The sequence below is a fragment of the Mitsuokella multacida DSM 20544 genome (assembly GCF_000155955.1).
In the GTDB taxonomy this organism is placed as follows: Bacteria; Bacillota; Negativicutes; order Selenomonadales; family Selenomonadaceae; genus Mitsuokella; species Mitsuokella multacida.
Genome location: NZ_GG697142.2, coordinates 134,701 through 156,537, shown reverse-complemented (window position 1 = coordinate 156,537; position 21,837 = coordinate 134,701). Strand labels below are relative to the sequence as shown.

Here is a 21,837-nt window from a genome sequence, read left to right as displayed (position 1 = left end):
TTTACCTCCTTGCATGCGTCATGATGTATTCTTCTACCTTGCGCAGATCCGGATTCTGCCGCAGCCTCTCCGGCTCGTAGTGGATGAGGATCGAGCCCGTGACGATGCTCGTCTCCACGCGCGCAATTTCTGGAAAAGCGCGGAGCTGCTGCTGTACCTGGCGCTCGAGCTCCAGATTGCCCAGGAGCTTCTTGCTGCGCAAGCGGATGCGCCCCGGCAGATACGAAGCGATCTCGACGGAACGGATGAATAAGTCCAGTTTAGTAGTGGGGATCTGCAGACTTCCCATGAGATTCAAGATAGTTCCTCCCTTACAGAAAGAGACTGCCAGACGTTTGGCAGTCTCTCCCCCTCATTCTACAAGAAATCAGTTCTTCTTTGCCTGCTGAGCGGCGATGAGGTCTTCGAGTTCTTCTTTCTGGCGCTGAAGCTCAGCAAGAGGAATCTCACCTGCCGGTGCAGCCGGCTGCATTGCTGCCATCTGCTGCTCACGCTCCTGCATGAAGCGGTAGCCGAAGATACCAGCTACGGCACCTACTGCAAGGCCAATCCAAAAGTCTGTTTTCTGGAACATCGTATCCATCCTCCTTTTTCATTTCTGACGAGCAGTTCCAAGGCACTGCCCATCGCTGGAACAAGACAGTCGTCCTGTTTATCCTTTATCTTATCACTAATGGGAATCATTGTCAAAACTATAAAAATAACGCATACTTCGATTGAAGTATGCGTTATCAACAGAATACATTATCGTTTGCGCGTTACATCTCTTTGACCGGAACGGGTCCGCGCGAGAGCGCGATGGCACCCGTGCGGGCAATCTCGATGATGCCGTATTCCCGCATGACCTCACAGAGTGCGTCGATCTTGTTCTGCGTGCCCGTGAGCTCGATGACGACGTCATCCGGCGTCACATCGACGATATTGGCGCGGAAGATGTTGACGACATTGACGATGTCGCTGCGCGTCTCGCGCGTCGCCTTGACCTTGATGAGCACGAGCTCACGCTCTATTGCGTCTTCCTCGCTGAGGTTGACGATCTTGATGACATCGATGAGCTTACTGAGCTGCTGGATGACCTGATCGAGTTCGCCCTCCGACTCCACCGAGACGACAATGTTGATGCGCGTGACTTCCGGCTCCTCCGTGTAGCCAGCGGAGATGCTCTCGATATTGAAGGCGCGCCGGCTGATGAGCCCCGACACATGCGTCAGGACGCCCGGCTTATTGTCGACCAGCACGGCAAGCAGGTATTTCTTCATCTTCTATTCCTCCTACACCCAATCTACATCCAATCTCAGAGATAACCGAGGACCATCTGGTCCAGGCGCTTGCCACCCGGCACCATCGGCAGGACATCTTCCTCTTCCGGGATGACGACATCGATGAGGACGGCGCCCTTCTCCAACAGGATTTCCGGCAAGCGCGTCTCGAGCTCCTCCTTCTTCGTCAGGCGGTATCCCTTGACGCCCATGGCCTCTGCGAGCTTGACGAGGTCCGTCTTGCCCTTGAGCTCCGACTGTGAGTAATGATGGTTGTAGAACAGGCGCTGCCACTGGCCGACCATGCCGAGAATCTCGTTGCGGATGACGACGACCTTGACGTCGATATCGTTGTCGGCAATCGTCGCAAATTCCTGGCAGTTCATCATGATACTGCCGTCGCCCGAGAAGAGCACGACCGGGGAATCCGGGCAGCCGACCTTGGCACCGAGCGCTGCCGGCAGGCCGTAGCCCATCGTGCCTTGACCGCCGGATGTCAGGAAGTGGCGAGGCTTGTAGACCTTGAAGAACTGCGCCGCCCACATCTGATGCTGGCCGACATCCGTCACGCCAATCGCATCGCGGCCCATGAGGCTGCTGACCTTGCTGATCAGTGCGCCCGGTTTGATGGCATCGCCTTCCTCGCGATAGCCGAACGGATGCTTAGCCTCGAGTTCCAGCGCATGCGCGAGCCACGGCGAAAACTTTGCAGCAAAGTCATCCGGGCAGGCGGCGAGCTTGTCGCGCAGGATGGGCAGCGACCAGCTGAGGTCGCCGAGTACGCGGTAATCTGCCGCAACATTCTTGTTGAGCTCGGCACGGTCGATCTCGAAGTGGACGATCTTCGCATGCGGTGCGAATTCCGAGACCTTGCCCGTCACGCGATCACTGAAGCGCATGCCGACGCAGAGCAGCAGGTCACACTCCTGGATGGCCATGTTGGCCCCATAAGAGCCATGCATGCCCGCAAAGCTAAGGAAGCCCTTCTCGTCGGCCGGGATGGCGCCGAGTCCGAGCAGGGTCGCCGTGCTCGGTGCGCCGAGGCGGCGCACGATGTCCTGGAGCACATCTGCCTTCTCCGAGAGGATGACGCCGCCGCCCGCAAAGACCAGCGGCTTCTTGGCCGCGCGGATGGCCTCAACCACCGCGTCAATCTCCCTCTCATCGCCGATGTTCTCGCCGCTGTAGCCGCGCAGATGCACAGACTCTGGATATGCATAGTCAAGCTTCGTATCGAAGACATCCTTGGCCACATCGACGACGACAGGCCCCGGGCGGCCCGTGCGCGCGATGTAGAACGCCTCTTTGAGCACGCGCGGCAGGTCCTCTACCTTCTTGACGAGGTAATTGTGCTTCGTGATTGGCGTCGTGATACCACAAACATCCGCCTCCTGGAAGGAATCCTTGCCGATGTAGGAGTTAGCCACCTGTCCCGTGATGCAGACGAGCGGCACCGAATCCGTATAGGCCGTCGAGATACCCGTGACGAGATTCGTCGCACCCGGGCCGGAGGTCGCGAAGACGACGCCGACCTTGCCCGTCGCGCGCGCATAGCCGTCTGCCGCATGGACAGCTCCCTGCTCATGGCGCGTCAGGATGTGCGGAAACTTCATTTTATAGACAGCATCGTAGAGCGTGAGCACCGCGCCGCCGGGATATCCGAATACGACGTCCACGCCTTCATTCTTCAGGCTCGTGAGCACAGCCTCTGCACCATTCATCAACAAGTGAAAGCCCCCTTATATCTTGAATTCAACAAAAAGACCAATTGAAAATGGGATTCTCTTATTATACCGCATAAGTATACAACATTACAACCGATGCAGACAAGTTTTCTCGGAATGGAACGCCATGCGGTTCAGCGATGGTCACTCGCAAAGACGAGCACGTCGACGCGCGCTGCCCCGGCGCGCCGCAGCACAGCAGCACAGGCAGAGAGCGTCGCGCCTGTCGTCAGGATGTCATCAAGCAGCAGGATGTGCTTGCCGCTGACGTCGGCATCCCGCGCCATGGAGAAGGCGTCCTTGAGGCTCTGCCGCCGCTCCGACGGCCGCATCCTGTAGAGCGGCCCCGTCTGCTTCGTGCGCACGAGTGCCTGCTCCAGGGGCAGCCCTTGCCCTTCCAGCCATGCTCCGAAGATCAGCTCCACCTGGTTGAAGCCGCGCTCGCGATAGCGCGCTTCATGCAAGGGGACCGGTACCGCCATGTCGATAGCAGTGGGCAGCACGAAATCGCTTTCGCGCAGGAAGGTCGCGATGCACGGCAGCGCACTGCGCTTCTTCTTGTACTTGAGCGCATGGATCAGGCTGCGCAGGCCGCCGTGATAGCGGCCGAGCGCCCACGCCGTCCCGATCAGCGGCTGCATGGCCGCCGGCAGCAGGATGACATGCGGCTTCTGCGCCGCCGCCATGCAATCCGGACACCACGCGCCGAGGTGCTCGACATAGGCGTGGCAGACGGGGCAATGCGGCGGAAAGACAAAGTCCACGAGCATCTGCCAGAGTCCCCTGCCCATCGCGATTCCCCCTTCCCCTGCCGTCCAAAAAGCAACGTTCCTTCAAGGCACCGGTCCTCAGCTTCTCAACGCCCGAAGAAACGATGCTTCGGCTTCTTGCTCTCCCAGGCCATAACCGCTTCGAGGACGGAGCCGCCGATGCAGCGGGCCTTGTCCGAGATCGTGTAGCACTCCTCCTGCCCCATCGTCGGGTGGATGTCCGCAATCTTCTGGCCGGCCACCACCTTGCTGCCATCGTAGATGGCGCCACGCAGGACGCCGTCAATGGTCGCCTTGATATCGACGGACTCCCCCTCCTTGACGTGGAGATGGCCGATGACTTCGCCCTTCTTGACCATCAGCGAGATCGTGCGCAGCATCTCGACGCGGCCATCAGCCGGCGCAAAGACGAGGTGCTCGATATTCGGGCTTTCGCCGACCGTGCCATTGCCGTGGTCGATGTCCTTCGAGGAATAGCCCTCGTAAATCAGGCGGCCGAGGTTGTGGCCGCGCCCCGTCTCCACGACGACATCGACGTCGCGTCCCGCGCAGAAGCCTGGTCCGAGCGCGATCGTGTGCTCCGCCAATCCCTTCTCCTTGCCATGGCTCTTGTGTGCGACGATGGCGTCGATGAGCACATCCGGCTTGAGTTCAGCCACGCACTTCGCCTCCGGGTCTGCAATCATCATGATCTCCCCCTTCTTGAGGCGCTTCTGCGCCTCTTCCAGGCTCTTGGCTCGATGGCAGCTCACGCGCTCCACTTCCGATTCGCCACAGTACATGGCATCGGAGAACGTGACCTTGCGCCTCGTCGCCGTCGGTTTCTTCTGTTCGAGGATCAGCACGCGGAAGCCCGCGCGATGCAGGCAATGCGCGATGCCGCTGCCGAGTTCGCCGCCACCGCGGATGATGATCAGATGTTTCATAGATGGAACCTTCTTTCCCTATAGTCTCTCTTTTATTATACTATAAATTGACATAATCTACCTGAAATAATTTATTTTTGTCAGCCTTGTGTAAAGCATTGCAATTATCTGACACCCATGGTATAATATAACTGTAAAGAGGAGATGGACAAGCAAACCACCGCTAAGTAGTCCTGGAGGTCGAAAAGTAGCAGGTGCATGTCCTGCCGAAAAAGGCGCTCTTCAAAACCTTACACGAAAGGATGTGGATGGTTATTGAAGATTATGATGAGCAGAACTTCTTTCCAACCTGACTAGCAAGCGCACTGGTGAAGTACAAGAATATCCATAGCGCGGGGAATGCACGTAATGATGGCCAGGGGCCGCCAGTCGTGCTCGATGCCAATGGAAGTCTGGAGCGCAACGTCAGTAACTGGATTGAAGGAACGCAGCCCTGGGTAACGGTAAATCATCGAGAATCCATCGAGAAGTAGTCGGTATCTCCTATGTTATCGGTAACGGACCAAGATGAACCAGATGTGCACAACGTGATTTTGAGATCACAACTGTTTCAGCTGAGCATGATGAGATATTTGCAAAGTTCCTGTTCGCGAGGGAAATTTGCTACGTGACAACAGAATATAGAAGAAGGATCACATTATTTATGGTTGACTACGTATAAAGCGGCTTACATTACGAGAGAATGTAAGCCGCTTTTGTTGTGCTTATTCGATTGTATGACCTGGATATCCCCACTTAAGCACTTAAGCACTTAAGCACTCAGGAGTCTTCAGGAATCTTCGTAAGGGCGCACGCGCAGCGTGAGGCCGCGCTCTTCGCAGATCTTCCGGCATTTTGCGATTTCCTCGGGGCCTTCGACGTGGTCGACGATCGTCAGCACGACGTTCGGCACGTATGGCTTGCAGTGCTGCGCGAAGGTCAGCATGGCATCGTAAGACCCGATGCCGAACTTCGAGCGCGTGAGCTCAAGGTAACGCTCGGCGTTCGAGGCGTTGAGGCTGATGGAGACCGTGTCGAGGATGCCCTTAAATTCGGCAGCAAACTCACGGCCGTTCTCCAGCTCGCCGAGGCCATTCGTGTTGAGGCGCGTCGTCAGCTCTGGATGCTGCTGCTTGACATAGCGCAGAAGCTCTAAGAGCACATCGAGGCGCATCGTCGGCTCGCCGAAGCCGCAGAAGACGACCTCCTTGATGTAGTCCCAGGGAACAGTCGCGAGCGCGGCCTTGACCTCCTCGACCGTCGGCTCCTTCCCCTTGAACCACAGCGAAGACTGCTCAGCCATGTGCTTCATCGTGCGCAGGCAGAACGTGCAGGCGCAGTTACAGTGATTCGTGATATTGACGTAGAGATTGCGCTTGCCCTCCGGCTGTACGCGCAAGGATTCATCGAGCGGCAGGTACTTGCCGCCGGCATGTGTTGCATAGACAATCATGGAAATCCCTCCTAAAAGTAATCCAGAAAACACTCATCGGCCATCAGTGCAGCTCGGTCAGATACTCCTCAAAAGGCAGGCCGTAATTCCACGGCAGGTCGAGTTCCAGTGCATACTGAAGGCAACGGCTGATGAACGAGGCAGCCTTCTGCACAGCAGCCTCGAGCCCCTCTCCGTTGATCAGGCTGGCCGCGACGATGGCCGCAAAGGCGTCGCCGCTGCCGCTGCGGTCCCCGCCGATCTTCGGCGCGCGCACGATGGCCATATGGCCCGCATCGTAGAGGAAGTTCTTGATGAAGTCCCCCTCGTGGAGGCCCGTGATGACGACCTGATGCGGTCCGCGCGCAGCGAGTGCCTCCGCCATCTGCTGCAGCGCACCGTCCGTGACGATGCCGTCCTCGGGGTACGGGATGTCGAGCAGCTGGCACGCCTCTGTGAGGTTCGGCGTGACGAGGTCCGCCACGCCGAGCAGGCTGCGCATCTTGTCGCACATCTCCTGCGTGTACGACGGGTAGAGCTTGCCGTAGTCGCCCATGACAGGGTCCACCATGACGCGCGTCTCAGGCCCCTTGAAGCGATGGATGAAGTCGAGCACGATAGCGATCTGCTCGGCCGAGCCCAAAAAGCCCGTACAGATGCCATCGAATGCCAGGCCATTCACTTCCCAGCTCTTGATGTACGGCTCCATGCGCGCCGTATAATCATCAAGGTAATGATTCGGGAAGCCCGTGTGGACCGAAAGGATGGCGGTCGGCAAGGGGCATGCCTGGATCTTCATGGCGGATATGAGCGGCAGCTCCACCGTGACGGAACAGCGCCCAAATCCCGTGATGTCATTGACGAGCGCAATTCGCTTCTGACGTTTCATCTCTCTATCTCCATCCTCTACTTCTCTGCAACTCAATACTCTTACGGCTCAGCGGTTGTCGACCTTGTCCATGGCGACGAGGTCGTGCTCCATGAAGCGATGCTCTGCGAGGCGCTCGTACTTCGTGTCCGGACGGCCGTAGTTGGCGTACGGGTCAATCGAGATGCCGCCGCGCGGCAGGAACTTGCCCCAGACCTCGATGTACTTCGGGTCCATGAGGCGGATGAGGTCCTTCATGATAACGTTGACGACATCCTCGTGGAAGTCGCCGTGATTGCGGAAGCTCACGAGATAGAGCTTCAACGACTTGCTCTCGACCATGCGGCGCCCCGGGATGTAGGAGATGTAGATGGTCGCGTAGTCCGGCTGGCCCGTGATGGGGCAGAGCGCCGTGAACTCTGGGCAGTTGAACTTGACCCAGTAGTCGTTGTCCGGATGGCGGTTCTCGAACGTCTCGAGGATCTCCGGGCAGTAATCGTAGTGGTACTTGACATTCTTCTTGCCGAGGAGCGTGATGTCCTCCTGGGATTTATCGCGTGACAATGAGCGTCCCTCCATATATCCATATAATCTATAACGTCTAAATCTATAACTCCTATCATAGCGAATCCTTAAAGAATAATCAAGCATACAAAAACCCCGCATCCGATCCGAGAATCGTGATGCGGGGTTCTTCTATGCTAAGTCTTATCCGGCTCAGTAACAATATCAGTAATCCGTGATCAATGATTGAAGATATTCTTCAGAGCCTGCTTGTTGACGTCGCGGTTGAGCTGTGCGAGGTACGTCGTCAGCTTGATGTTCTTCGGGCAAGCTTCGACGCAGTTCTGGCTGTTGCCGCAGCTCGTGATGCCACCCTTCTCCATCAGGGCGTTCAGGCGCTTCGGTGCGTCGAACTTTCCGAGCGGATGGAGGTTGAAGAGGTAGGCCTGTACCGTCGGAGCCGGTCCGATGAAGTCGGACTGCGGGCCGACGTTCGGGCAAGCCTCGAGGCAGCAGCCGCAGGTCATGCAGTGCGAGATCTCGTAAGCCGTCTGTGCCGTGTACGGATTCTGGATTGGAGCATCCTTGACTTCCCACGTGCCATCGACTTCGACCCAGCCGTGGATGCGCTTGAGACTCTCGAACATGACGGAGCGGTCGATGAGCAGGTCGCGGATGACCGGGAACGTGCGGGCCGGCTGCAGGTGAATCGGCTGCTTGAGCGTGTCAACGAGCGTGCAGCAAGCCTGGCGGGCCTTGCCGTTGATGACCATCATGCAGGCGCCGCAGACTTTCTCGAGGCAGTTGCACTCCCACGTCACTGGCGGGACTTTCTTGCCGTCGACGGTTACCGGGTTCTTCTGGATTTCCATCAGGGCAGCAACGATGTTGAGGCCCGGACGATAGTCGATCTCGAACTCCTGGTTGTACGGCTTCTCTTTCGGGCCGTCCTGGCGCTCGACGATGATTCTGACTTTTTTCTGTTCTGCCATTTCTATTTGTCCTCCCTCTTACTCTTTCTTAGCTACGGCATAGTTACGCAGACGCGGCTTGATGAGAGAGTGCTCGAATTCGCGGTAGGAAACGACCGGCTCTTCCTTCTCCTGATCGAAAGTGACGATGGTCGTGCGCATGAACTTCTTGTCGTTGCGCTCGAAGAACACGAGGTCGTCGTTGCCGTCATCCGTCGTGCCACGACCCGTCTCAGCGTCGAAGTGGAACTTGCCGTACTTCTTCGTGAGGGCTTCCTTGAGCTGATCATCCATCTTATCGTAGTCGGACTTCAGGACGATCTTCGCATGAGCACCGCGGCTCTCGTCACGCTGCAGAGCAGACTGCGTGATGGCCATCGCATAGATGATCATGTTGCGCAGCTGGCGGACAAACATCGCTTCCTGGTTTGCCCAAGTGCCATGGTCCGTGACGCCGATGTTGTCCCAGCGCTTGAGGATTTCCTTGAGCTCCTTGACGCACTCCTTGAGGCCGTTGTTGTCACGCTCGATGGAGACGTACTTGTACATGATGTCGCCGAGCTCATGATGGAGCTTATGCGCATTCTCTGGACCGTTCATGTTGCGGATCTTGTCGAACTCTGCAACGCACTCCTGGCGAGCAGCCTCGAGCTCTTCCTGCGTGAGCGGGGAGCCGAGCTTGCCGCTGCGTGCGAGGCGCAGGGACTCTGGACCAGAGATCGTGCCCGAATACGTTGCCGACAGCAGCGAGTTTGCACCGAGGCGGTTTGCACCGTGGTACTGGTAATCGCACTCGCCCGAAGCCAGCAGGCCCGGGATATTCGTATGATGCTCACGATCGACCCAGATGCCGCCCATCGAGTAGTGGATCGACGGGAAGATCTCCATCGGGACCTTGCGCGGATCCTGACCCATGAAGTCGCTGTACATCTCGAGGATGCCGCCGAGCTTGCGCTCGAGGTAGTCAGCCGGGATGTGCGAGAGGTCGAGGTAGACGCGGTTCGGGTTGTGCATGCCGAGGCCCATGTGGACGACGACCTTGTAGATGGCGCGCGATGCGACGTCACGCGGAACGAGGTTGCCGTATGCCGGGTACATATCCTCGAGGAAGTACCAGCGCTCTTTCTCGCCCGTCTGCGGGTTCTTGCGGTAAACCCAGACGCGGCCGCCTTCACCGCGGCAAGCCTCGGACATCAGGCGGTTCTTATCGGAACCCGGGATGGCCGTCGGATGGATCTGGAGGAATTCCGGATTGCCGAGCTCAGCACCCTGCTGGTAGACAGCGGAGACAGCCGAGCCGTTGCAGATCGTCGAAGCCGTGCAGCGGCCGTAAACCTGGCCCGGGCCGCCCGTTGCGAGGATGACGACATCCGCCGGGAACGAGACAATCTCATTGGAGTTCATGTTCTGTGCGACGATACCGCGGCAGATACCCTCTTTGTTCTTGATGATCTTGATGAATTCCCAGAACTCATACTTCTTGACGCCGCCCTTTACTTCCCAACGGCGAACCTGCTCGTCGAGAGCGTAGAGGAGCTGCTGGCCCGTCGTGGAGCCGGCAAATACCGTGCGCTTGTTCTTCTGACCACCGAAGTTGCGGAGGTCGAGGACACCTTCAGCCGTGCGCGTGAACGGCACGCCCATGCGGTCAAACATCTTGATGAGCTTCGGAGCAGCTTCGACCATGCCCTTGACTGCGAGCTGGTCTGCGAGGAAGTCGCCGCCGTAGACCGTATCATCGAAATGCTCGTAAATCGAGTCGTGCTCGCCCTTCGTATCCATGCAGGCGTTGATGCCGCCCTGGGCGCAGAGGGAATGCGAGCGCTTGACTGGGCAGTAAGAGAAGAGGTCAACCTTGCCGCCGCCTTCGCAGATCTTCAGCGTAGCCATGAGGCCCGAAAGGCCGCCGCCTACGACAATAATCTTATTTTCTGGTTTCTTAGCCATTTATATTCTCCTTTTCTTACACAGCGTATCGGGTCTTACATGACAAAGTAGCTTGCCATGAACGCGATCGTGACAAGGCAGAGGAATGCGCAAAGGCACATCGAGAGAACGTTGATGACGTTCTGGATGCGCGGGCCCTTGGCGATGCCCCAGGTCATGCAGAAAGTCGTGATACCATTGCAGAAATGGAAGATAGCGGCGAACATGCCAATCGTGTAGAGCAGCGTCGTGATGGGGCTGCTCGTGAAGAGCGTCTGCAGGAGCTCATACGAGATGGGCGTGCCGTTGATGGCCTTCGTAAAAATGCGCAGATAGAATACGTGCCAGATGAGGAATACGACGAGGAACCATGCCGTCCAGCGCTGCAGAGCAAACTGCCAGTTGCGGACGTAGCCGTAGCGGCCAGGGTTGTTCTTGGCCTGCAGGGCGATGTAGATACCGTAGATGGCATGGAAGAGGATCGGCAGTGCAACACCGAAGATTTCCAGGCCGAGGAAGATCGGATGCGGGATGAGCTCCATCATTGCCAGAGCACCGTTAAGGGACTCGGCACCGCCGAGTGCACGAGCATTCGTGATGATATGCTCGAAGAGGAAAATGCCGATTGCCAGCAGGCCGACTAACGAATGCAGACGGCGCAGATAAAAAGTTGTATGGAACATTCTATACCTCCTGTTGATTCTTGGAAAAAGAAAGGAAGCTTCTAAGCGAGCCTCCCAGAAACTTCCCTTCTTCCCACTTTATCAGTAACCTTTCAGGGTACGATACTTCTTCTGGTTGACATCGTAAAGGTTATTGCCTTCACAGTCGATGACAACGATGGCCGGGAAATCCTCAACGGTCAGGCGGGCAAGTGCCTCCGGACCGAGTTCCGGATAAGCGAGGACTTCGTACTTCTTGACGGATTTCGCAATGAGCGCTGCAGCGCCGCCGACAGCTGCGAAATACGTGACGCCGTTCTTCTTCATGGAATCGACGACTTCCTTCGAGCGGGAGCCCTTGCCGATCATGCCCTTGATGCCCTGGTCGAGCATCGTCGGCGTGTAAGCATCCATGCGGCCAGAAGTCGTCGGGCCGCAGGAGCCAATCGGATCGCCCGGTTTTGCCGGCGTCGGTCCGAGGTAATAGACCATCTTGTCGTGCCAGTCAATCGGCAGCTTCTCGCCCTTTGCGAGTGCTTCGCACATCTTCTTGTGCGCAGCATCGCGGGCAGCGTAAATCTCACCCGTGATGAGGACGCTGTCGCCGATCTTGAGCTTATGGGAATCTTCTTCCGTAAACGGGGTATGAATGCGAATAGGTTCTGCCATGATTATCTCTCCTCCTGATAGTTTTAGCTCAGTCTTTCGACAGATCAAAGAACGCGCGTTGCATGACGGCATGCATGGCAGCAGATCGTCACAGCGACCGGCAGGCCGGCGATGTGCGTCGGGCCCCACTCGATGTTGACACCGAGGCAGGACGTCGTGCCACCGAGCTGCGGTCCAATACCCGTTTCATTGATGAGCTCGAGGAGATCGTCTTCAAGTTTCGCATACTCTGGCATCGGGTTATGCGAGTTGATCGAACGCGTCAGGGCAATCTTGCTCATGACAGCGGCGCGGTCCATCGTGCCGCCAATGCCGATGCCGACAACCATCGGCGGGCACGGGTTCATGCTAGCGTGCAGGATGATCTCCATGACAGCCTTCTTGACACCCTCAAGGCCGTCAGCCGGCACGAGCATCTTGATGCCGCCCTTGTTCTCTGAACCGAAACCTTTCGGCTCAACCGTGATCTTGAGCTTATCGCCCGGAACAATCTTCGTGTAGATGACACCCGGCGTGTTGTTCTTCGTGTTGACGCGGTTGAAGATTGGTTCAGCTACGACCGACTTTCTCAGATAGCCTTCCGTGTAGCCCTTGGCAATACCGTCGTTGACAGCCTCTTCGAGGTCACCGCCGACGATATGGAGATCCTGGCCGACTTCGAGGAAGACGATCGTCATGCCGGTATCCTGGCAGTACGGACGGTCTTCGTCACGCGCAATCTCCGCATTCTTGATGATCTGGTCGAGAACAGCCTGGCCAACCGGGGACTTCTCCGTCTCGCGGCCTTTTTTGAGGCCTTCATAGACGTCTTTTGGCAGGTAGTAAGCCGCCTCTTTGCACAGCTGTGCAACGGTTTCCGTGATTTGTTTTGCGTCGAGTTCTCGCAAAGTGATCCCTCCCATAAATACAACTTATCACACATCTGTGATTCATCATAACACATTTTATAGCGGCTTTCAAGCACTTCTGAAGGCCCGCAAACCCTTGAAAAAAGTGAATTCCATTCGTTTTTTCACCTTCCATTTGAACAGCCGCAATGTGATACTTGTCACTCAAGTTTTATATTAGTGATTCGCTTTTAAAATCCTTCTTTCAGCCAAGAAAAATTTTTTCTGCAAGTCTATTCATCGAACAATTGCTATGATGCATGACAGGCGCGCAAGTCAGCTATGCAAAAAAATCATGCGAAACGGATCAGATGGCAGTCAGGCTTCTGGCCGCGCTCAAGCTCTACAATCAGAAAGGACCCCTGCATCGCATCGCGCGGGCGCGCGACACTGCCAGGATTGAGCACGGTGATGCGTCCCGGCGAGATCTCGGCCACATGCGTATGACCGTAGACGGCGATGTCACAGCCTGACTGTGCAGCTGCATCGCAGAGCGGCTTCGTCGTGAAGCGTACGCCGTACATGTGGCCGTGCGTCAGGAAGATGCGATGGCCCGCCACCTCCACGACATCGTCGTAGCGGGCGCCAGGCTCCGGCCAGTCACTGTTGCCCGCAACATAGCGGACCTCTGCCCTTCCCTCGGTCATCATGGCCAGGTACTCTGCATCCGGCGTGATGTCTCCGGCATGCAGCCAGAGCATCACGCCCTGCGCTGCCGGATGGGCGAGCATCCGGTCGATGGCATTTGTCGAGCCATGGCTGTCACTTACGATACCGATCTTCATCTCAAGCGCTCCTCCAGTTCTTTGACCATCGCGCGCAGGGCCCTGCCACGGTGGCTGATCGCATCCTTCTCCTCCAGGCTGAGCTCCGCCATCGTGCGGTCCGGATAAGCTTCCGTGTAGAAGTACGGATCGTAGCCGAAACCGTTCTCCCCCCTTGGTACCATGCGGACTGTGCCGTCGCAACGCCCTTCCGTCAACAGGTTCGTGCCGTCCTCGTCGACAAAGGCGAGTGCACAGCGGTAGTCGGCCGGCGACGACTCGACGCCGGCCTTCCTGAGCTCTTCCATGAGCTTCTCGTTGTTCGTTGCATCGTCAGCATGAAAGCCAGCAAAGCGCGCCGAGAAGATGCCAGGCTTTCCGCCGAGGACCTCGACCTCGAGGCCGGAGTCATCAGCGAGGCAAGCACAGCCCGTCTTCCCGCGGTAGAACGATGCCTTGATGCGCGCGTTCTCGGCAAACGTCTTCCCATCCTCCACGGCATCGGGCAGTGCGCCGAACTCCGCCAGCGAGACGACCTCGACAGGCAGGTGCGAGAGCGCCTCGCGCATCTCGCGGACCTTTCCCTTGTTCTTCGTTGCAATCACGATCTTTTTCATCTTCTCACCTCTCCAATTCTCCAAGCGTTTCAACCTTCGCGGCCGACGAGCCATACGAGCTCACCGCCGAGCACATCCTTCTCGTACGAGATGAGCTCCCGGCAGCCCTTCTCGCCGAGCGCTAAGAGCTCGCCGAGCTCCTCATGCGTGAACGGGCGTCCCTCGCCCGTCCCCTGCACCTCGACGAAGCGCCCCACGCCCGTCATGACGACATTCATGTCGACAATGGCGCGCGAGTCCTCCTCGTAGCAGAGGTCGAGGATAGGCACGCCCTCGTGGCTGACGCCGACGCTGATGGCCGAGAGGAAGTCCTTGACGGGGAAGATCTTACCCTTCTCGTAGAATGAAGCGCATGCCTCTACGAGAGCGACAAATGCCCCCGTGATAGACGCCGTGCGCGTGCCGCCGTCGGCCTGGATGACGTCGCAGTCGATCATGATTGTGCGCTCGCCGAGCGCCTTCGTATCGACGACCGAGCGCAGGCTCCGGCCAATCAGGCGTTCGATTTCCTGCGTGCGTCCCGACTGTTTGCCGCGCACGGCCTCGCGCTGCGTGCGCGTCTCCGTCGCACTCGGCAGCAGGGAGTACTCCGCTGCAATCCAGCCCTCACCTGTGCCACGCAGGAAAAACGGAACGCGGTCTTCAATCGAGGCCGCGCAGATGACCTTCGTATTACCCATCTCGATGAGCACCGAGCCTGCGGGGTACTTCTGGAAATGACGATGCATCTCATACGGGCGCAGGGCGTCCGCCGTGCGCCGATCCGGTCTTGCCATGATGTAAACTACCTCTCTTCCAAACTATCTATCTGCACTCGAACAAAAAGAGAGGTGCCCTACCTCGAGACCTCGCGGTACAACACCTCTTCCGCTCGCAAAACAGCGGTTCCTTATTTCTGCGATTTCTGCGACTCCTGATACTGCCTGTAGTTCTTGATGATGCAGATTGGCGTCTTCTGGCTCGCATTGCCGAACGGGTTGTCAATGAGCAGCTTCGCTGCCATCTGGCCATCGACCTTGTCCGTCACGCCGACGACGCGGGAGCGCTTGAGGTCGTTGACATCGGCAATCATCGCGCCGAAACAGCCGAGACGCTGCTGAATCTTCTTGACGACCTCATTCGGGTCCTTCGGGCCGTAGACGATGCACTTGTCGAACGGCGGCATCGTGCCCGTGACATCATCGATGAGGGCCGTCTGCTCACCGCCCCACTTATAGAAGAGTCCGCTCTGGCCGACGAGCTTGCCAAGGAAGCCAGCGAACAGGGCAAAGGCCACACGCCACTTGCCCTCGACGTCCATCAGGGACTGCATGCCGTGCGGCGATGCCAGGCTGCCGTAGTCCGGGATGAAGCGGCAGCAGAACTGTGCCACGCGCGTAATCTTGAGATCTTCCGGGCGCACGAAGCGGCCCTGCGTAATGGCGACGACACTCTCTGCTGTGCAGAGCAGGTCATCCGGGCCAATCTTGCCCTTCGTATAGCGTTCAATGCTGTCGACGATATCGTCTTTCTCGGTCAGGATGCGCGTCGGGACCGGGATCAAATCGAGTTTTGCTTCTGCCATGATAATTCCTCCCTCAGTCCTCAATCCTTCACGAGTTCCACACCGGCGAGCTTGGCGATTTCCTCAGCGGAGAGCGTCAGGCGGACCTTCGTGTAATGCCACGGCGTACGGCCCGTCTCCATCCAGATGACGTCGAGCGGCAGGTCGACCATGTGCGAGAGTGCTTCTTTGAGCGTCATGCCCTTGCGCGGCGTCAGTTTGACCTTGGCGAAGATGTTGAGCTTATCCTCGTGGTTCGCATCGCCGAGCTTCTGGATCAGCACAGCCTCAAAGTAATCATCCTCACGCGGCTCACCCTCGCGCTCCGCCTTGCCACGCGCCTCGATGCCGTCGTACTGCTCGTACGGCAGCTGCGGGCGAACGAGTGCATCCATGATGGTGGCACACTGCTTGCCCTCGTTGACGAACGTCAGCTTCTTCGAGATGACGATCGCGTCATCCGTCTGCGACTCCACCACAAAAGGAGCGTCCGTCTTGACGACGATCTTCTCCTTGCCCGCGATGCACAGATACAACTTTGCTACGATGACCGCAGCGACGATCAGGCCAATGATTACATATAATACCGTCACGTTGATTCCTCCTGACTCTTTCTATCCAAACTATTCATTTATCCATAGTATCCATAGGATTCGATTCATTTCCGATGGGCAGCCGCTTCCTTTTCCTGCAGCTCCTGCCAGACGGCCTCATCGGCCATGGCGCGCTGCAGCTTTGCATAGTACTTCTCCGGCAGGCGCGTGATCTTGCCGCTATCGCGATGCGTGAAGACGTTCTGCGTGAAGCCCGTGACCATGAGCTCGCCCGTCGCCTTGTTGAAGACGCGGTACTGGAAGGCCATCTTCGCCTTCGTCAGAGCCTTCGGGCGCGTCTCGATGCAGATGACATCGTCAAAGCGGCCCGGCGACACGTACTTGGCCCGCACTTCCGTGATTGGGAAGACGTAGCCATCCTCCATCATATCCCCGAGCGTGATGCCGTACTTGCGCAGATACTCCACGCGCCCCGTCTCGAACCAGCGGATATAATTGGAATGATGCACAACAGCCATCGCATCCGTATCGTAAAAATTCACATGATGCTCTGTAATGATGGGCAAGAGAATCCCTCCTAGAATGTGATATCCTTTACAAACATATTCTATAGCCTAGAACAAAAGCCGGGGAAAGTCAAGATTTTCAAGGGAATATTGCCCAAGGGCAGGCATCGCATGAGCTCAGCGGATATCGTAGACGAAGTCGAGCCGCTTCAGGTAGCGCGCGATGCGCGCGAGCTCCGCAGGATCCTCGACGCGGCGGCCGGAGTAGTAGTAGTCGACCGTCTGCGGCAGGTCCTCGAGCTCATGGCGCGCGTCGAGCTGGCGGATGAGCTCGCGCACCGTCCCCTCGTTGCCATCGACGAAATGCATGTTCTCCGGCATGATCTCGCGCATCGTGTCCTTGAAGTAGTTGAAATGCGTACAGCCGAGCACGAGCGCTGAGTAGTCCGCGAGATGGAAACGCCCTAATTCCTGAGCGAGATACGCATGGACTGCTTCCGAGCGAAACTCCTCACGCTCGGCGAACTCGACGAGGCGCGGTAGCGGCAACAGGTCGACGAGATGGTCCTTGTCGAAGCGGTCGATGAGGATCTGCATCTTCTTGCCATGCACCGTGATCGGCGTCGCTGCCACGAGCACGCGATGCTCACCGTCGAGGTCGAGCGCCTTCTTGGCGGCCGGCTCCATGCCGATGATTGGGATGTCGTAGCGGTGGCGCATCTCGCGGACCGCTACCGACGTCGCCGTGTTGCAGGCGACGACGATGGCCTTGACATCACAGCCCACGAGGAAATCGAACGCCTGCTGCACAAAGCCCTTGACCTCATCTGTCGTTTTGACCCCGTAAGGCACATTGTCCTCGTCCGCATAAAAGACGAACTGCTCCTTTGGCAGCACGCGCATCGCATGGTGCAGCACCGAAAGCCCGCCGATACCCGAATCAAAAAACGCAATTTTCATTGCCAACAGCCCCCGAATCGATTATAATAATAGAACATAAGGTGATGCCGCTTTAACGGCAGCCCTCTATAGTAGGTTTAAAGTATTTACAAAACCCGCCCATAGGTTCCAGCTAGCAGGCGGGTTCTTTTTTGTCTCAGTCCATTATAACAGTTCTGGTTTCGTACTGCAACGGCGGACAGTCCACTTCGATTTGACAGCCTTGTCCTGTTTTTGCTATAATAGGCTTGCTATATATGGAGAGGTGTCCGAGTGGTTTAAGGAGCCGGTCTTGAAAACCGGTGATGCAGCAATGCACCGTGGGTTCGAATCCCACCCTCTCCGCCATATGGAGTGGTACTCAAGAGGCTGAAGAGGACGGTTTGCTAAATCGTTAGACTGGGTAACCGGTGCGGAGGTTCGAATCCTCTCCACTCCGCCACGAAGAAAAGACAAAGGACTGCCGGATGGCAGTCCTTTTTGCATGCAACAAATCCAGCTCATCAGCTCAGATGCGTCAGATGTGGAAGTAGCTCTTGACATTCTCGTAGCAGACATCCTTGATCAGGCGGCCCAGCGCATCCTTGTCGGGCGGGTAGAGCCCCTCATCGACAAGCGAGGCCAGCGCATCGCAGAAGATGCGGCGGTAGTACTCGTGGCGCGGCCAGAACAGCGCGCTGCGCGCATCCGTCGAGAATCCGACCGCCGTACCGATGATGCCGAGGCTCGCCATGTAGCCGATCTGCGCGCGAATGCCGAGCGGTGTCTGGTTGATCCACCACGACGGGCCGAGCTGCAGATGCCCGGCATCCTCCGTCTGGAAGGCGCCGAGGATTGAGCCGATGACGATCTGGTCCGACGGGTTCATCGAACTCACGATCATCTTCGGCAGGGCCTCTTCGCGAGAGAGCAGGTCGAGCAGAGAGGCAAGACCTTTGCCGTCATTGCTCGAGCTGATGCAGTCAAAGCCGGCACCGCTGCCGAGCCCTGCCGCCATCTTGCTGTTCATGTCGCGCAGGATGCCGTAGTGGAGCTGCATGACCCAGCCGCGCTCCGCGTACTTCTTGCCGAGAAAGCGCAGGACAGCCGTCTGGTACTTCTCGATCTCCTCCTGCGTCGGCGCGCCCTTGCTGTTGATGACGCGGCCGACGATGTCGTCGAGCTCGTACTCCTCCGCCTCGCGGTAGATGATGCGCGGGAAGGCATGGTCCGCCGTACGGCAGCCCATGCTGTCAAAGTAGGCGATGCGCTTTGCGAGCGCCTCGCGCACTTCATTCATCGTCGAGATCTCGACGTCCGCCGTCTGACCGAGGTCGTAGAGCATGTAGTTGCCCCACTCCAGATTGGCGATATCGAGCGCCGCATCCGGATGGAAGACCGGTAGCACTTGCACCGGATAGCCCTGCTCCTTGAGCTGGCGATGCCATTTGAGGTTGTCCTCCGGACGGTCCGCCGTGAAGACCGCCGCGACATTGCCCTGCTCCAAAAGCGAACGCACGGTCATCGTGCCGTCCGCGAACTTTTCCGAGCAGACCGACCAGACATCGTCCGCCGTCTCGCCGCTCAGCACATAGTGGCAGTCGAAGATACGCTTGAGCACGAGGTGGACCCACGTGTAGACAGGGTTGCCCGCCGCCTTCGCGAGTGCCTCCGCGAAGTACTGGAAGCGCTCGCGCGCCGGCGCCTCGCCGCCCGTGATGAACCGCTCTGCGACGCCATTGGCCCGCATGAGCCGACGTGCGACAGGATTGTCGACCAGGACCTCCGTCAAGTTGTGGTACACGCGATTTTCTGCGATATCCCGCACGGGGATGTGTGTGTGGTAATCGAGGATTGGCAGATTCTCAGCGTATTCGTGATACAGGTCTTCCGCGAATTCCGAGTGCAAGAGGAAATCTTCGTCCATAAAACGTTTCATGATAACCAGCCTCGCTTTCCTTTTCCCATATCGTTATCTTGATAGAAGTATTCGCCTCCCGCTCAGAGAATCCCTGCTGAGTGGACAAACAAATCGAACAAAATATGGACCTCCGCTGCATACAGTCCTGCTATTGCCTGCATACCGTTTTCGTCCGACGTGCCCTTCCATTCTATGTTATAATAATCCCAATATCGATTCATCATCTATCAGTCACTGAGAAAGAAGGTCTTTTCCCCACATGGATATCATCCTGTTCCTGCTGCTCGGCATCGGTGTCGGCACGTTCGGCACGCTCGTCGGCATCGGCGGCGGCCTCATCTGCGTGCCGATCTTCATCCTGTTCCTGTCGGACGGCGGCGTCTATCCGTACTTCCACACGGCGGCCCAGATTGCAGGCACCTCGCTCGTCGTCGTTATGGCCAACGCCATGAGCGGCACGTTGGCCTACATCCGCCAGAAGCGCGTGCTCTTCAGCGCCGCCATCCCGTTCGCCATCGCCACGCTTCCAGGCGCCGTGCTCGGCTCCTGGATCGTCAACAAGTTCAGCACCCCGATGCTCGACCTCTACTTCGGCATCTTCCTGCTGCTGATGTCCATCATCATGTACTGGAACTCCACCCACAAGCCCGTCTCCAACATCATGGAGCTGCCGAAGGACTTCCAGTACAACCGCACGCTCGGTATCGTCGCGAGTCTCGGCGTCGGCTTTCTCTCGAGCATCTTCGGCATTGGCGGCGGCGTCATTCACGTGCCGCTCATGATTTACCTGCTCGGCTTCCCGGTCCATGTCGCTACGGCCACGAGCCACTTCGTCCTGGCCTGCTCCTCCGCCTTCGGCGTCATCAGCCACTTCATGCTCGACCACATCATTTGGGTCCCGGCCATCTGCATCTCGATTGGCGCCGCCATCGGCGCACAGATTGGCGCCAAACTCTCGAAGAAGACGAAGTCCAAGGTCATCCTCATGCTGCTCTCACTCGCCATGTTCGCCCTCGGCATCCGCCTGATCCTCTTGGGCAGCGCCCACTGATTCACATCACAAAAGCCAATCAAAAAGGAAGTACTCGCAAAGGGTACTTCCTTTTATCATGTCCAGAATCGCCAATCATCATCATTTCTGCTGCGCTTCCACCAATTTCCGCGCCGCCACAAAATCCATGTCCTTGAGCACGGCCGATACGACCGGTGCGCCGAAGACAGAGCAGCCGTACTCGAAGGCGTCCTGCTCGATGTGCAGCGGGAAGTCGCGGCTCAGGCCGATGCTCGTGCCGGTGATGCCCGTGAGCTGGTCCATGAGGTGATAGCCCTGCGGCGCTTTCTGTGACTGGCCCAGGTGGTACATATCGAGGTAGAGGCGGTCATAGCGCGTGCCGTCGACGCTGACCAGCTCGAAGATGTCCACCATCGCATCGAGGACACTCGATCTCGTCGAGCCGAGGCGGTGGAACGCCATGCGGCTGCCTGTATCATCCGTCAGCAGCCGCGACAGATACGTGACCTGTCCCGTCGGCCCGTTGACCGGGATGGGATTGTCCGCACAGCGGCCGAACTCGCCTGCGGCCCCCGGCAGCTCATCCGGCGTCGCCGCGCCGTCGTCGAACTGCGCTAACAGCATCGGCGAATAGTCCGCATTCTGCAGCTCCACGTCGTTGAGGATGCGGTACGAGCGCGAGAACAGCTTCATCACCGCCTGCGGCGAGGGATTCTTCCCGAGCTTCTCGAACTCTGCAACCGTCGGCTTGATGCTCTTCTTCTGCGTCTTAGCGCCAGCCCCCTTATTATCCTTGTTCGTTCCATGGAAAAAGAAATCCTTGATCGTCATAATATCCTCTCCTCTCTGCTCACATCTCCATCATAGCAGAGAGCATTGCCCGAATCGTGTCAAAAAACCTGTGAAGTTTGTGATGTCATAAATGCTCACCAATCTCGTAGAGCGCCGCCTCGATCGTCATGAGATCGTAGACGCCGCGGCTGATGTAGTACGTCACCACCAGATCACTCGGCCGCGCGGAGGAGAGCGCATAGCCCGCGCGCTCCATGAATTCCATCGCCTCCGGCAGCGTCAGCTGCAGCGCGAGTGCCAGCCGTATCACCGTCCCGCGGCTCGGCTGATAATGCGGCTTCGTGCAGATGGCCGAAAACAGCTTGCGGTCAATCTGCGCCGCGCGGTAGATTTCCGGATTCGTGCGCCCCGAGCGGTTGAGGTAACGGAAGAGCAAAGCGCGGAAATCCTCCCGCGATAACGCGGGGCATCGTGGTGCGGCGCCTACATGCTCTTTCTTCATTTCTCTGTAATCCATAAAAATCCCTCCCGTATCAGACTGACTTCAGTCTAACACAGGAGGGATTTTCAGAGGTCGTCTGCCAAACAACAATTCTCCCATTGCCATCTCCAGATGGATAAGGTATCATGAAG

General features: G+C 57.6%; 26 protein-coding genes and 2 tRNA genes. 4 read left to right on the top strand and 24 right to left on the bottom strand.

The genetic code is table 11. The annotated features are described in order from the left end of the window. Position 1 precedes the first annotated feature (1 nt). From MITSMUL_RS07560 to yqeB, 6 genes are all read right to left on the bottom strand, one after another. Positions 2 to 289 carry an HMA2 domain-containing protein gene (locus MITSMUL_RS07560; protein ID WP_005841439.1) on the bottom strand — a complete coding sequence of 96 codons (288 nt, stop codon included), beginning with the start codon at positions 287 to 289 and terminating at the stop codon, positions 2 to 4. A gap of 78 nt (positions 290 to 367) precedes the next feature. After that, the gene (locus MITSMUL_RS07555; RefSeq protein WP_036374092.1) at positions 368 to 574 is read right to left on the bottom strand and encodes a hypothetical protein; all 207 of its coding nucleotides are present in this window, start codon (positions 572 to 574) and stop codon (positions 368 to 370) included. Between the two features lie 184 nt (positions 575 to 758). Then, complete coding sequence (gene ilvN / locus MITSMUL_RS07550; protein ID WP_005841436.1) at positions 759 to 1,259, bottom strand: acetolactate synthase small subunit; 501 nt, start codon at positions 1,257 to 1,259, stop codon at positions 759 to 761. A 35-nt stretch (positions 1,260 to 1,294) separates the two neighbouring features. Beyond that, a complete protein-coding gene (gene ilvB / locus MITSMUL_RS07545) occupies positions 1,295 to 2,980 on the bottom strand; it encodes a biosynthetic-type acetolactate synthase large subunit (protein ID WP_005841435.1) in 1,686 nt (561 codons plus the stop codon). Between the two features lie 137 nt (positions 2,981 to 3,117). Further along, positions 3,118 to 3,774, bottom strand: a complete 657-nt coding sequence (locus tag MITSMUL_RS07540; RefSeq protein ID WP_005841434.1) for a ComF family protein — start codon at positions 3,772 to 3,774, stop codon at positions 3,118 to 3,120. Positions 3,775 to 3,839: 65 nt separating this feature from the next. After that, positions 3,840 to 4,679 carry a selenium-dependent molybdenum cofactor biosynthesis protein YqeB gene (gene yqeB, locus MITSMUL_RS07535; protein WP_005841433.1) on the bottom strand — a complete coding sequence of 280 codons (840 nt, stop codon included), beginning with the start codon at positions 4,677 to 4,679 and terminating at the stop codon, positions 3,840 to 3,842. Between the two features lie 308 nt (positions 4,680 to 4,987). Between yqeB and MITSMUL_RS12865 the strand changes: the two genes are divergently transcribed. After that, the gene (locus MITSMUL_RS12865) at positions 4,988 to 5,152 is read left to right on the top strand and encodes a hypothetical protein (RefSeq protein ID WP_005841432.1); all 165 of its coding nucleotides are present in this window, start codon (positions 4,988 to 4,990) and stop codon (positions 5,150 to 5,152) included. Positions 5,153 to 5,448: 296 nt separating this feature from the next. Here the strand turns inward: MITSMUL_RS12865 and MITSMUL_RS07530 are convergent, their stop codons facing one another. From MITSMUL_RS07530 to murI, 15 genes are all read right to left on the bottom strand, one after another. Then, positions 5,449 to 6,111 (bottom strand): TatD family nuclease-associated radical SAM protein, encoded by a 663-nt coding sequence (locus MITSMUL_RS07530; RefSeq protein ID WP_005841430.1) that lies wholly within the window; start codon positions 6,109 to 6,111, stop codon positions 5,449 to 5,451. Between the two features lie 43 nt (positions 6,112 to 6,154). Continuing rightward, positions 6,155 to 6,979, bottom strand: coding sequence for a pyridoxamine kinase (locus MITSMUL_RS07525; RefSeq protein ID WP_005841429.1), 825 nt, complete (start codon positions 6,977 to 6,979; stop codon positions 6,155 to 6,157). A gap of 48 nt (positions 6,980 to 7,027) precedes the next feature. Further along, entirely contained in the window at positions 7,028 to 7,522 is a 495-nt protein-coding gene (gene queF, locus MITSMUL_RS07520; protein WP_036374105.1) for a preQ(1) synthase, read from the bottom strand. A 179-nt stretch (positions 7,523 to 7,701) separates the two neighbouring features. Then, positions 7,702 to 8,454: a succinate dehydrogenase iron-sulfur subunit gene (sdhB, locus tag MITSMUL_RS07515; protein ID WP_005841427.1), complete on the bottom strand. Its 753-nt coding sequence runs from the start codon at positions 8,452 to 8,454 to the stop codon at positions 7,702 to 7,704. Between the two features lie 18 nt (positions 8,455 to 8,472). Then, positions 8,473 to 10,380 (bottom strand): succinate dehydrogenase flavoprotein subunit, encoded by a 1,908-nt coding sequence (gene sdhA, locus MITSMUL_RS07510; RefSeq protein WP_005841426.1) that lies wholly within the window; start codon positions 10,378 to 10,380, stop codon positions 8,473 to 8,475. Positions 10,381 to 10,415: 35 nt separating this feature from the next. After that, positions 10,416 to 11,042, bottom strand: coding sequence for a succinate dehydrogenase/fumarate reductase transmembrane subunit (locus MITSMUL_RS07505; RefSeq protein WP_005841425.1), 627 nt, complete (start codon positions 11,040 to 11,042; stop codon positions 10,416 to 10,418). 81 nt (positions 11,043 to 11,123) lie between these two features. Then, entirely contained in the window at positions 11,124 to 11,690 is a 567-nt protein-coding gene (locus MITSMUL_RS07500; RefSeq protein WP_005841424.1) for a Fe-S-containing hydro-lyase, read from the bottom strand. Positions 11,691 to 11,734: 44 nt separating this feature from the next. Then, positions 11,735 to 12,577 (bottom strand): fumarate hydratase, encoded by an 843-nt coding sequence (locus MITSMUL_RS07495; RefSeq protein WP_040636027.1) that lies wholly within the window; start codon positions 12,575 to 12,577, stop codon positions 11,735 to 11,737. Positions 12,578 to 12,870: 293 nt separating this feature from the next. After that, complete coding sequence (locus MITSMUL_RS07490; RefSeq protein ID WP_005841421.1) at positions 12,871 to 13,362, bottom strand: YfcE family phosphodiesterase; 492 nt, start codon at positions 13,360 to 13,362, stop codon at positions 12,871 to 12,873. Beyond that, positions 13,359 to 13,958, bottom strand: coding sequence for an RdgB/HAM1 family non-canonical purine NTP pyrophosphatase (rdgB, locus tag MITSMUL_RS07485; protein ID WP_040636026.1), 600 nt, complete (start codon positions 13,956 to 13,958; stop codon positions 13,359 to 13,361). Before rdgB ends, MITSMUL_RS07490 begins: the two co-directional genes overlap by 4 nt. A gap of 29 nt (positions 13,959 to 13,987) precedes the next feature. Continuing rightward, positions 13,988 to 14,734: a ribonuclease PH gene (gene rph / locus MITSMUL_RS07480; RefSeq protein WP_005841419.1), complete on the bottom strand. Its 747-nt coding sequence runs from the start codon at positions 14,732 to 14,734 to the stop codon at positions 13,988 to 13,990. Positions 14,735 to 14,847: 113 nt separating this feature from the next. Next, positions 14,848 to 15,522, bottom strand: coding sequence for a hypothetical protein (locus MITSMUL_RS07475; RefSeq protein WP_005841418.1), 675 nt, complete (start codon positions 15,520 to 15,522; stop codon positions 14,848 to 14,850). A gap of 20 nt (positions 15,523 to 15,542) precedes the next feature. Beyond that, the gene (locus MITSMUL_RS07470; protein ID WP_005841417.1) at positions 15,543 to 16,094 is read right to left on the bottom strand and encodes a hypothetical protein; all 552 of its coding nucleotides are present in this window, start codon (positions 16,092 to 16,094) and stop codon (positions 15,543 to 15,545) included. Between the two features lie 65 nt (positions 16,095 to 16,159). Continuing rightward, positions 16,160 to 16,621, bottom strand: coding sequence for an acyl-CoA thioesterase (locus MITSMUL_RS07465; protein ID WP_040636025.1), 462 nt, complete (start codon positions 16,619 to 16,621; stop codon positions 16,160 to 16,162). 117 nt (positions 16,622 to 16,738) lie between these two features. Continuing rightward, positions 16,739 to 17,521 (bottom strand): glutamate racemase, encoded by a 783-nt coding sequence (murI, locus tag MITSMUL_RS07460; protein ID WP_005841415.1) that lies wholly within the window; start codon positions 17,519 to 17,521, stop codon positions 16,739 to 16,741. A 238-nt stretch (positions 17,522 to 17,759) separates the two neighbouring features. Between murI and MITSMUL_RS07455 the strand changes: the two genes are divergently transcribed. Together MITSMUL_RS07455 and MITSMUL_RS07450 are read left to right on the top strand one after the other, a co-directional pair. Then, positions 17,760 to 17,848, top strand: a tRNA-Ser gene (locus MITSMUL_RS07455). A gap of 3 nt (positions 17,849 to 17,851) precedes the next feature. Next, positions 17,852 to 17,942, top strand: a tRNA-Ser gene (locus tag MITSMUL_RS07450). A 75-nt stretch (positions 17,943 to 18,017) separates the two neighbouring features. Here the strand turns inward: MITSMUL_RS07450 and uxaC are convergent. Next, entirely contained in the window at positions 18,018 to 19,418 is a 1,401-nt protein-coding gene (gene uxaC, locus MITSMUL_RS07445; RefSeq protein ID WP_005841413.1) for a glucuronate isomerase, read from the bottom strand. 241 nt (positions 19,419 to 19,659) lie between these two features. Here uxaC and MITSMUL_RS07440 point away from each other — a divergent pair, with 241 nt between their 5' ends. Next, positions 19,660 to 20,451: a sulfite exporter TauE/SafE family protein gene (locus MITSMUL_RS07440; RefSeq protein WP_005841410.1), complete on the top strand. Its 792-nt coding sequence runs from the start codon at positions 19,660 to 19,662 to the stop codon at positions 20,449 to 20,451. 81 nt (positions 20,452 to 20,532) lie between these two features. Here the strand turns inward: MITSMUL_RS07440 and MITSMUL_RS12150 are convergent, their stop codons facing one another. Further along, positions 20,533 to 21,243: a hypothetical protein gene (locus MITSMUL_RS12150; RefSeq protein WP_005841408.1), complete on the bottom strand. Its 711-nt coding sequence runs from the start codon at positions 21,241 to 21,243 to the stop codon at positions 20,533 to 20,535. Between the two features lie 85 nt (positions 21,244 to 21,328). After that, positions 21,329 to 21,721: a hypothetical protein gene (locus MITSMUL_RS07430; protein WP_005841407.1), complete on the bottom strand. Its 393-nt coding sequence runs from the start codon at positions 21,719 to 21,721 to the stop codon at positions 21,329 to 21,331. Positions 21,722 to 21,837: the final 116 nt, after the last annotated feature.

What these genes read in the sequence shown, in the direction of transcription:
- uxaC (WP_005841413.1), bottom strand. Translation starts at nt 19,418, where the DNA reads ATGAAACGTTTTATGGACGAAGATTTCCTCTTGCACTCGGAATTCGCG.
- rph (WP_005841419.1), bottom strand. Translation starts at nt 14,734, where the DNA reads ATGGCAAGACCGGATCGGCGCACGGCGGACGCCCTGCGCCCGTATGAG.
- MITSMUL_RS07560 (WP_005841439.1), bottom strand. Translation starts at nt 289, where the DNA reads ATGGGAAGTCTGCAGATCCCCACTACTAAACTGGACTTATTCATCCGT.
- sdhA (WP_005841426.1), bottom strand. Translation starts at nt 10,380, where the DNA reads ATGGCTAAGAAACCAGAAAATAAGATTATTGTCGTAGGCGGCGGCCTT.
- ilvB (WP_005841435.1), bottom strand. Translation starts at nt 2,980, where the DNA reads ATGAATGGTGCAGAGGCTGTGCTCACGAGCCTGAAGAATGAAGGCGTG.
- MITSMUL_RS07505 (WP_005841425.1), bottom strand. Translation starts at nt 11,042, where the DNA reads ATGTTCCATACAACTTTTTATCTGCGCCGTCTGCATTCGTTAGTCGGC.
- MITSMUL_RS07530 (WP_005841430.1), bottom strand. Translation starts at nt 6,111, where the DNA reads ATGATTGTCTATGCAACACATGCCGGCGGCAAGTACCTGCCGCTCGAT.
- MITSMUL_RS07440 (WP_005841410.1), top strand. Translation starts at nt 19,660, where the DNA reads ATGGATATCATCCTGTTCCTGCTGCTCGGCATCGGTGTCGGCACGTTC.
- MITSMUL_RS07490 (WP_005841421.1), bottom strand. Translation starts at nt 13,362, where the DNA reads ATGAAGATCGGTATCGTAAGTGACAGCCATGGCTCGACAAATGCCATC.
- rdgB (WP_040636026.1), bottom strand. Translation starts at nt 13,958, where the DNA reads ATGAAAAAGATCGTGATTGCAACGAAGAACAAGGGAAAGGTCCGCGAG.
- MITSMUL_RS07555 (WP_036374092.1), bottom strand. Translation starts at nt 574, where the DNA reads ATGTTCCAGAAAACAGACTTTTGGATTGGCCTTGCAGTAGGTGCCGTA.
- MITSMUL_RS07475 (WP_005841418.1), bottom strand. Translation starts at nt 15,522, where the DNA reads ATGGCAGAAGCAAAACTCGATTTGATCCCGGTCCCGACGCGCATCCTG.
- MITSMUL_RS07430 (WP_005841407.1), bottom strand. Translation starts at nt 21,721, where the DNA reads ATGGATTACAGAGAAATGAAGAAAGAGCATGTAGGCGCCGCACCACGA.
- MITSMUL_RS07525 (WP_005841429.1), bottom strand. Translation starts at nt 6,979, where the DNA reads ATGAAACGTCAGAAGCGAATTGCGCTCGTCAATGACATCACGGGATTT.
- MITSMUL_RS07500 (WP_005841424.1), bottom strand. Translation starts at nt 11,690, where the DNA reads ATGGCAGAACCTATTCGCATTCATACCCCGTTTACGGAAGAAGATTCC.
- MITSMUL_RS12150 (WP_005841408.1), bottom strand. Translation starts at nt 21,243, where the DNA reads ATGACGATCAAGGATTTCTTTTTCCATGGAACGAACAAGGATAATAAG.
- murI (WP_005841415.1), bottom strand. Translation starts at nt 17,521, where the DNA reads ATGAAAATTGCGTTTTTTGATTCGGGTATCGGCGGGCTTTCGGTGCTG.
- MITSMUL_RS07540 (WP_005841434.1), bottom strand. Translation starts at nt 3,774, where the DNA reads ATGGGCAGGGGACTCTGGCAGATGCTCGTGGACTTTGTCTTTCCGCCG.
- sdhB (WP_005841427.1), bottom strand. Translation starts at nt 8,454, where the DNA reads ATGGCAGAACAGAAAAAAGTCAGAATCATCGTCGAGCGCCAGGACGGC.
- yqeB (WP_005841433.1), bottom strand. Translation starts at nt 4,679, where the DNA reads ATGAAACATCTGATCATCATCCGCGGTGGCGGCGAACTCGGCAGCGGC.
- ilvN (WP_005841436.1), bottom strand. Translation starts at nt 1,259, where the DNA reads ATGAAGAAATACCTGCTTGCCGTGCTGGTCGACAATAAGCCGGGCGTC.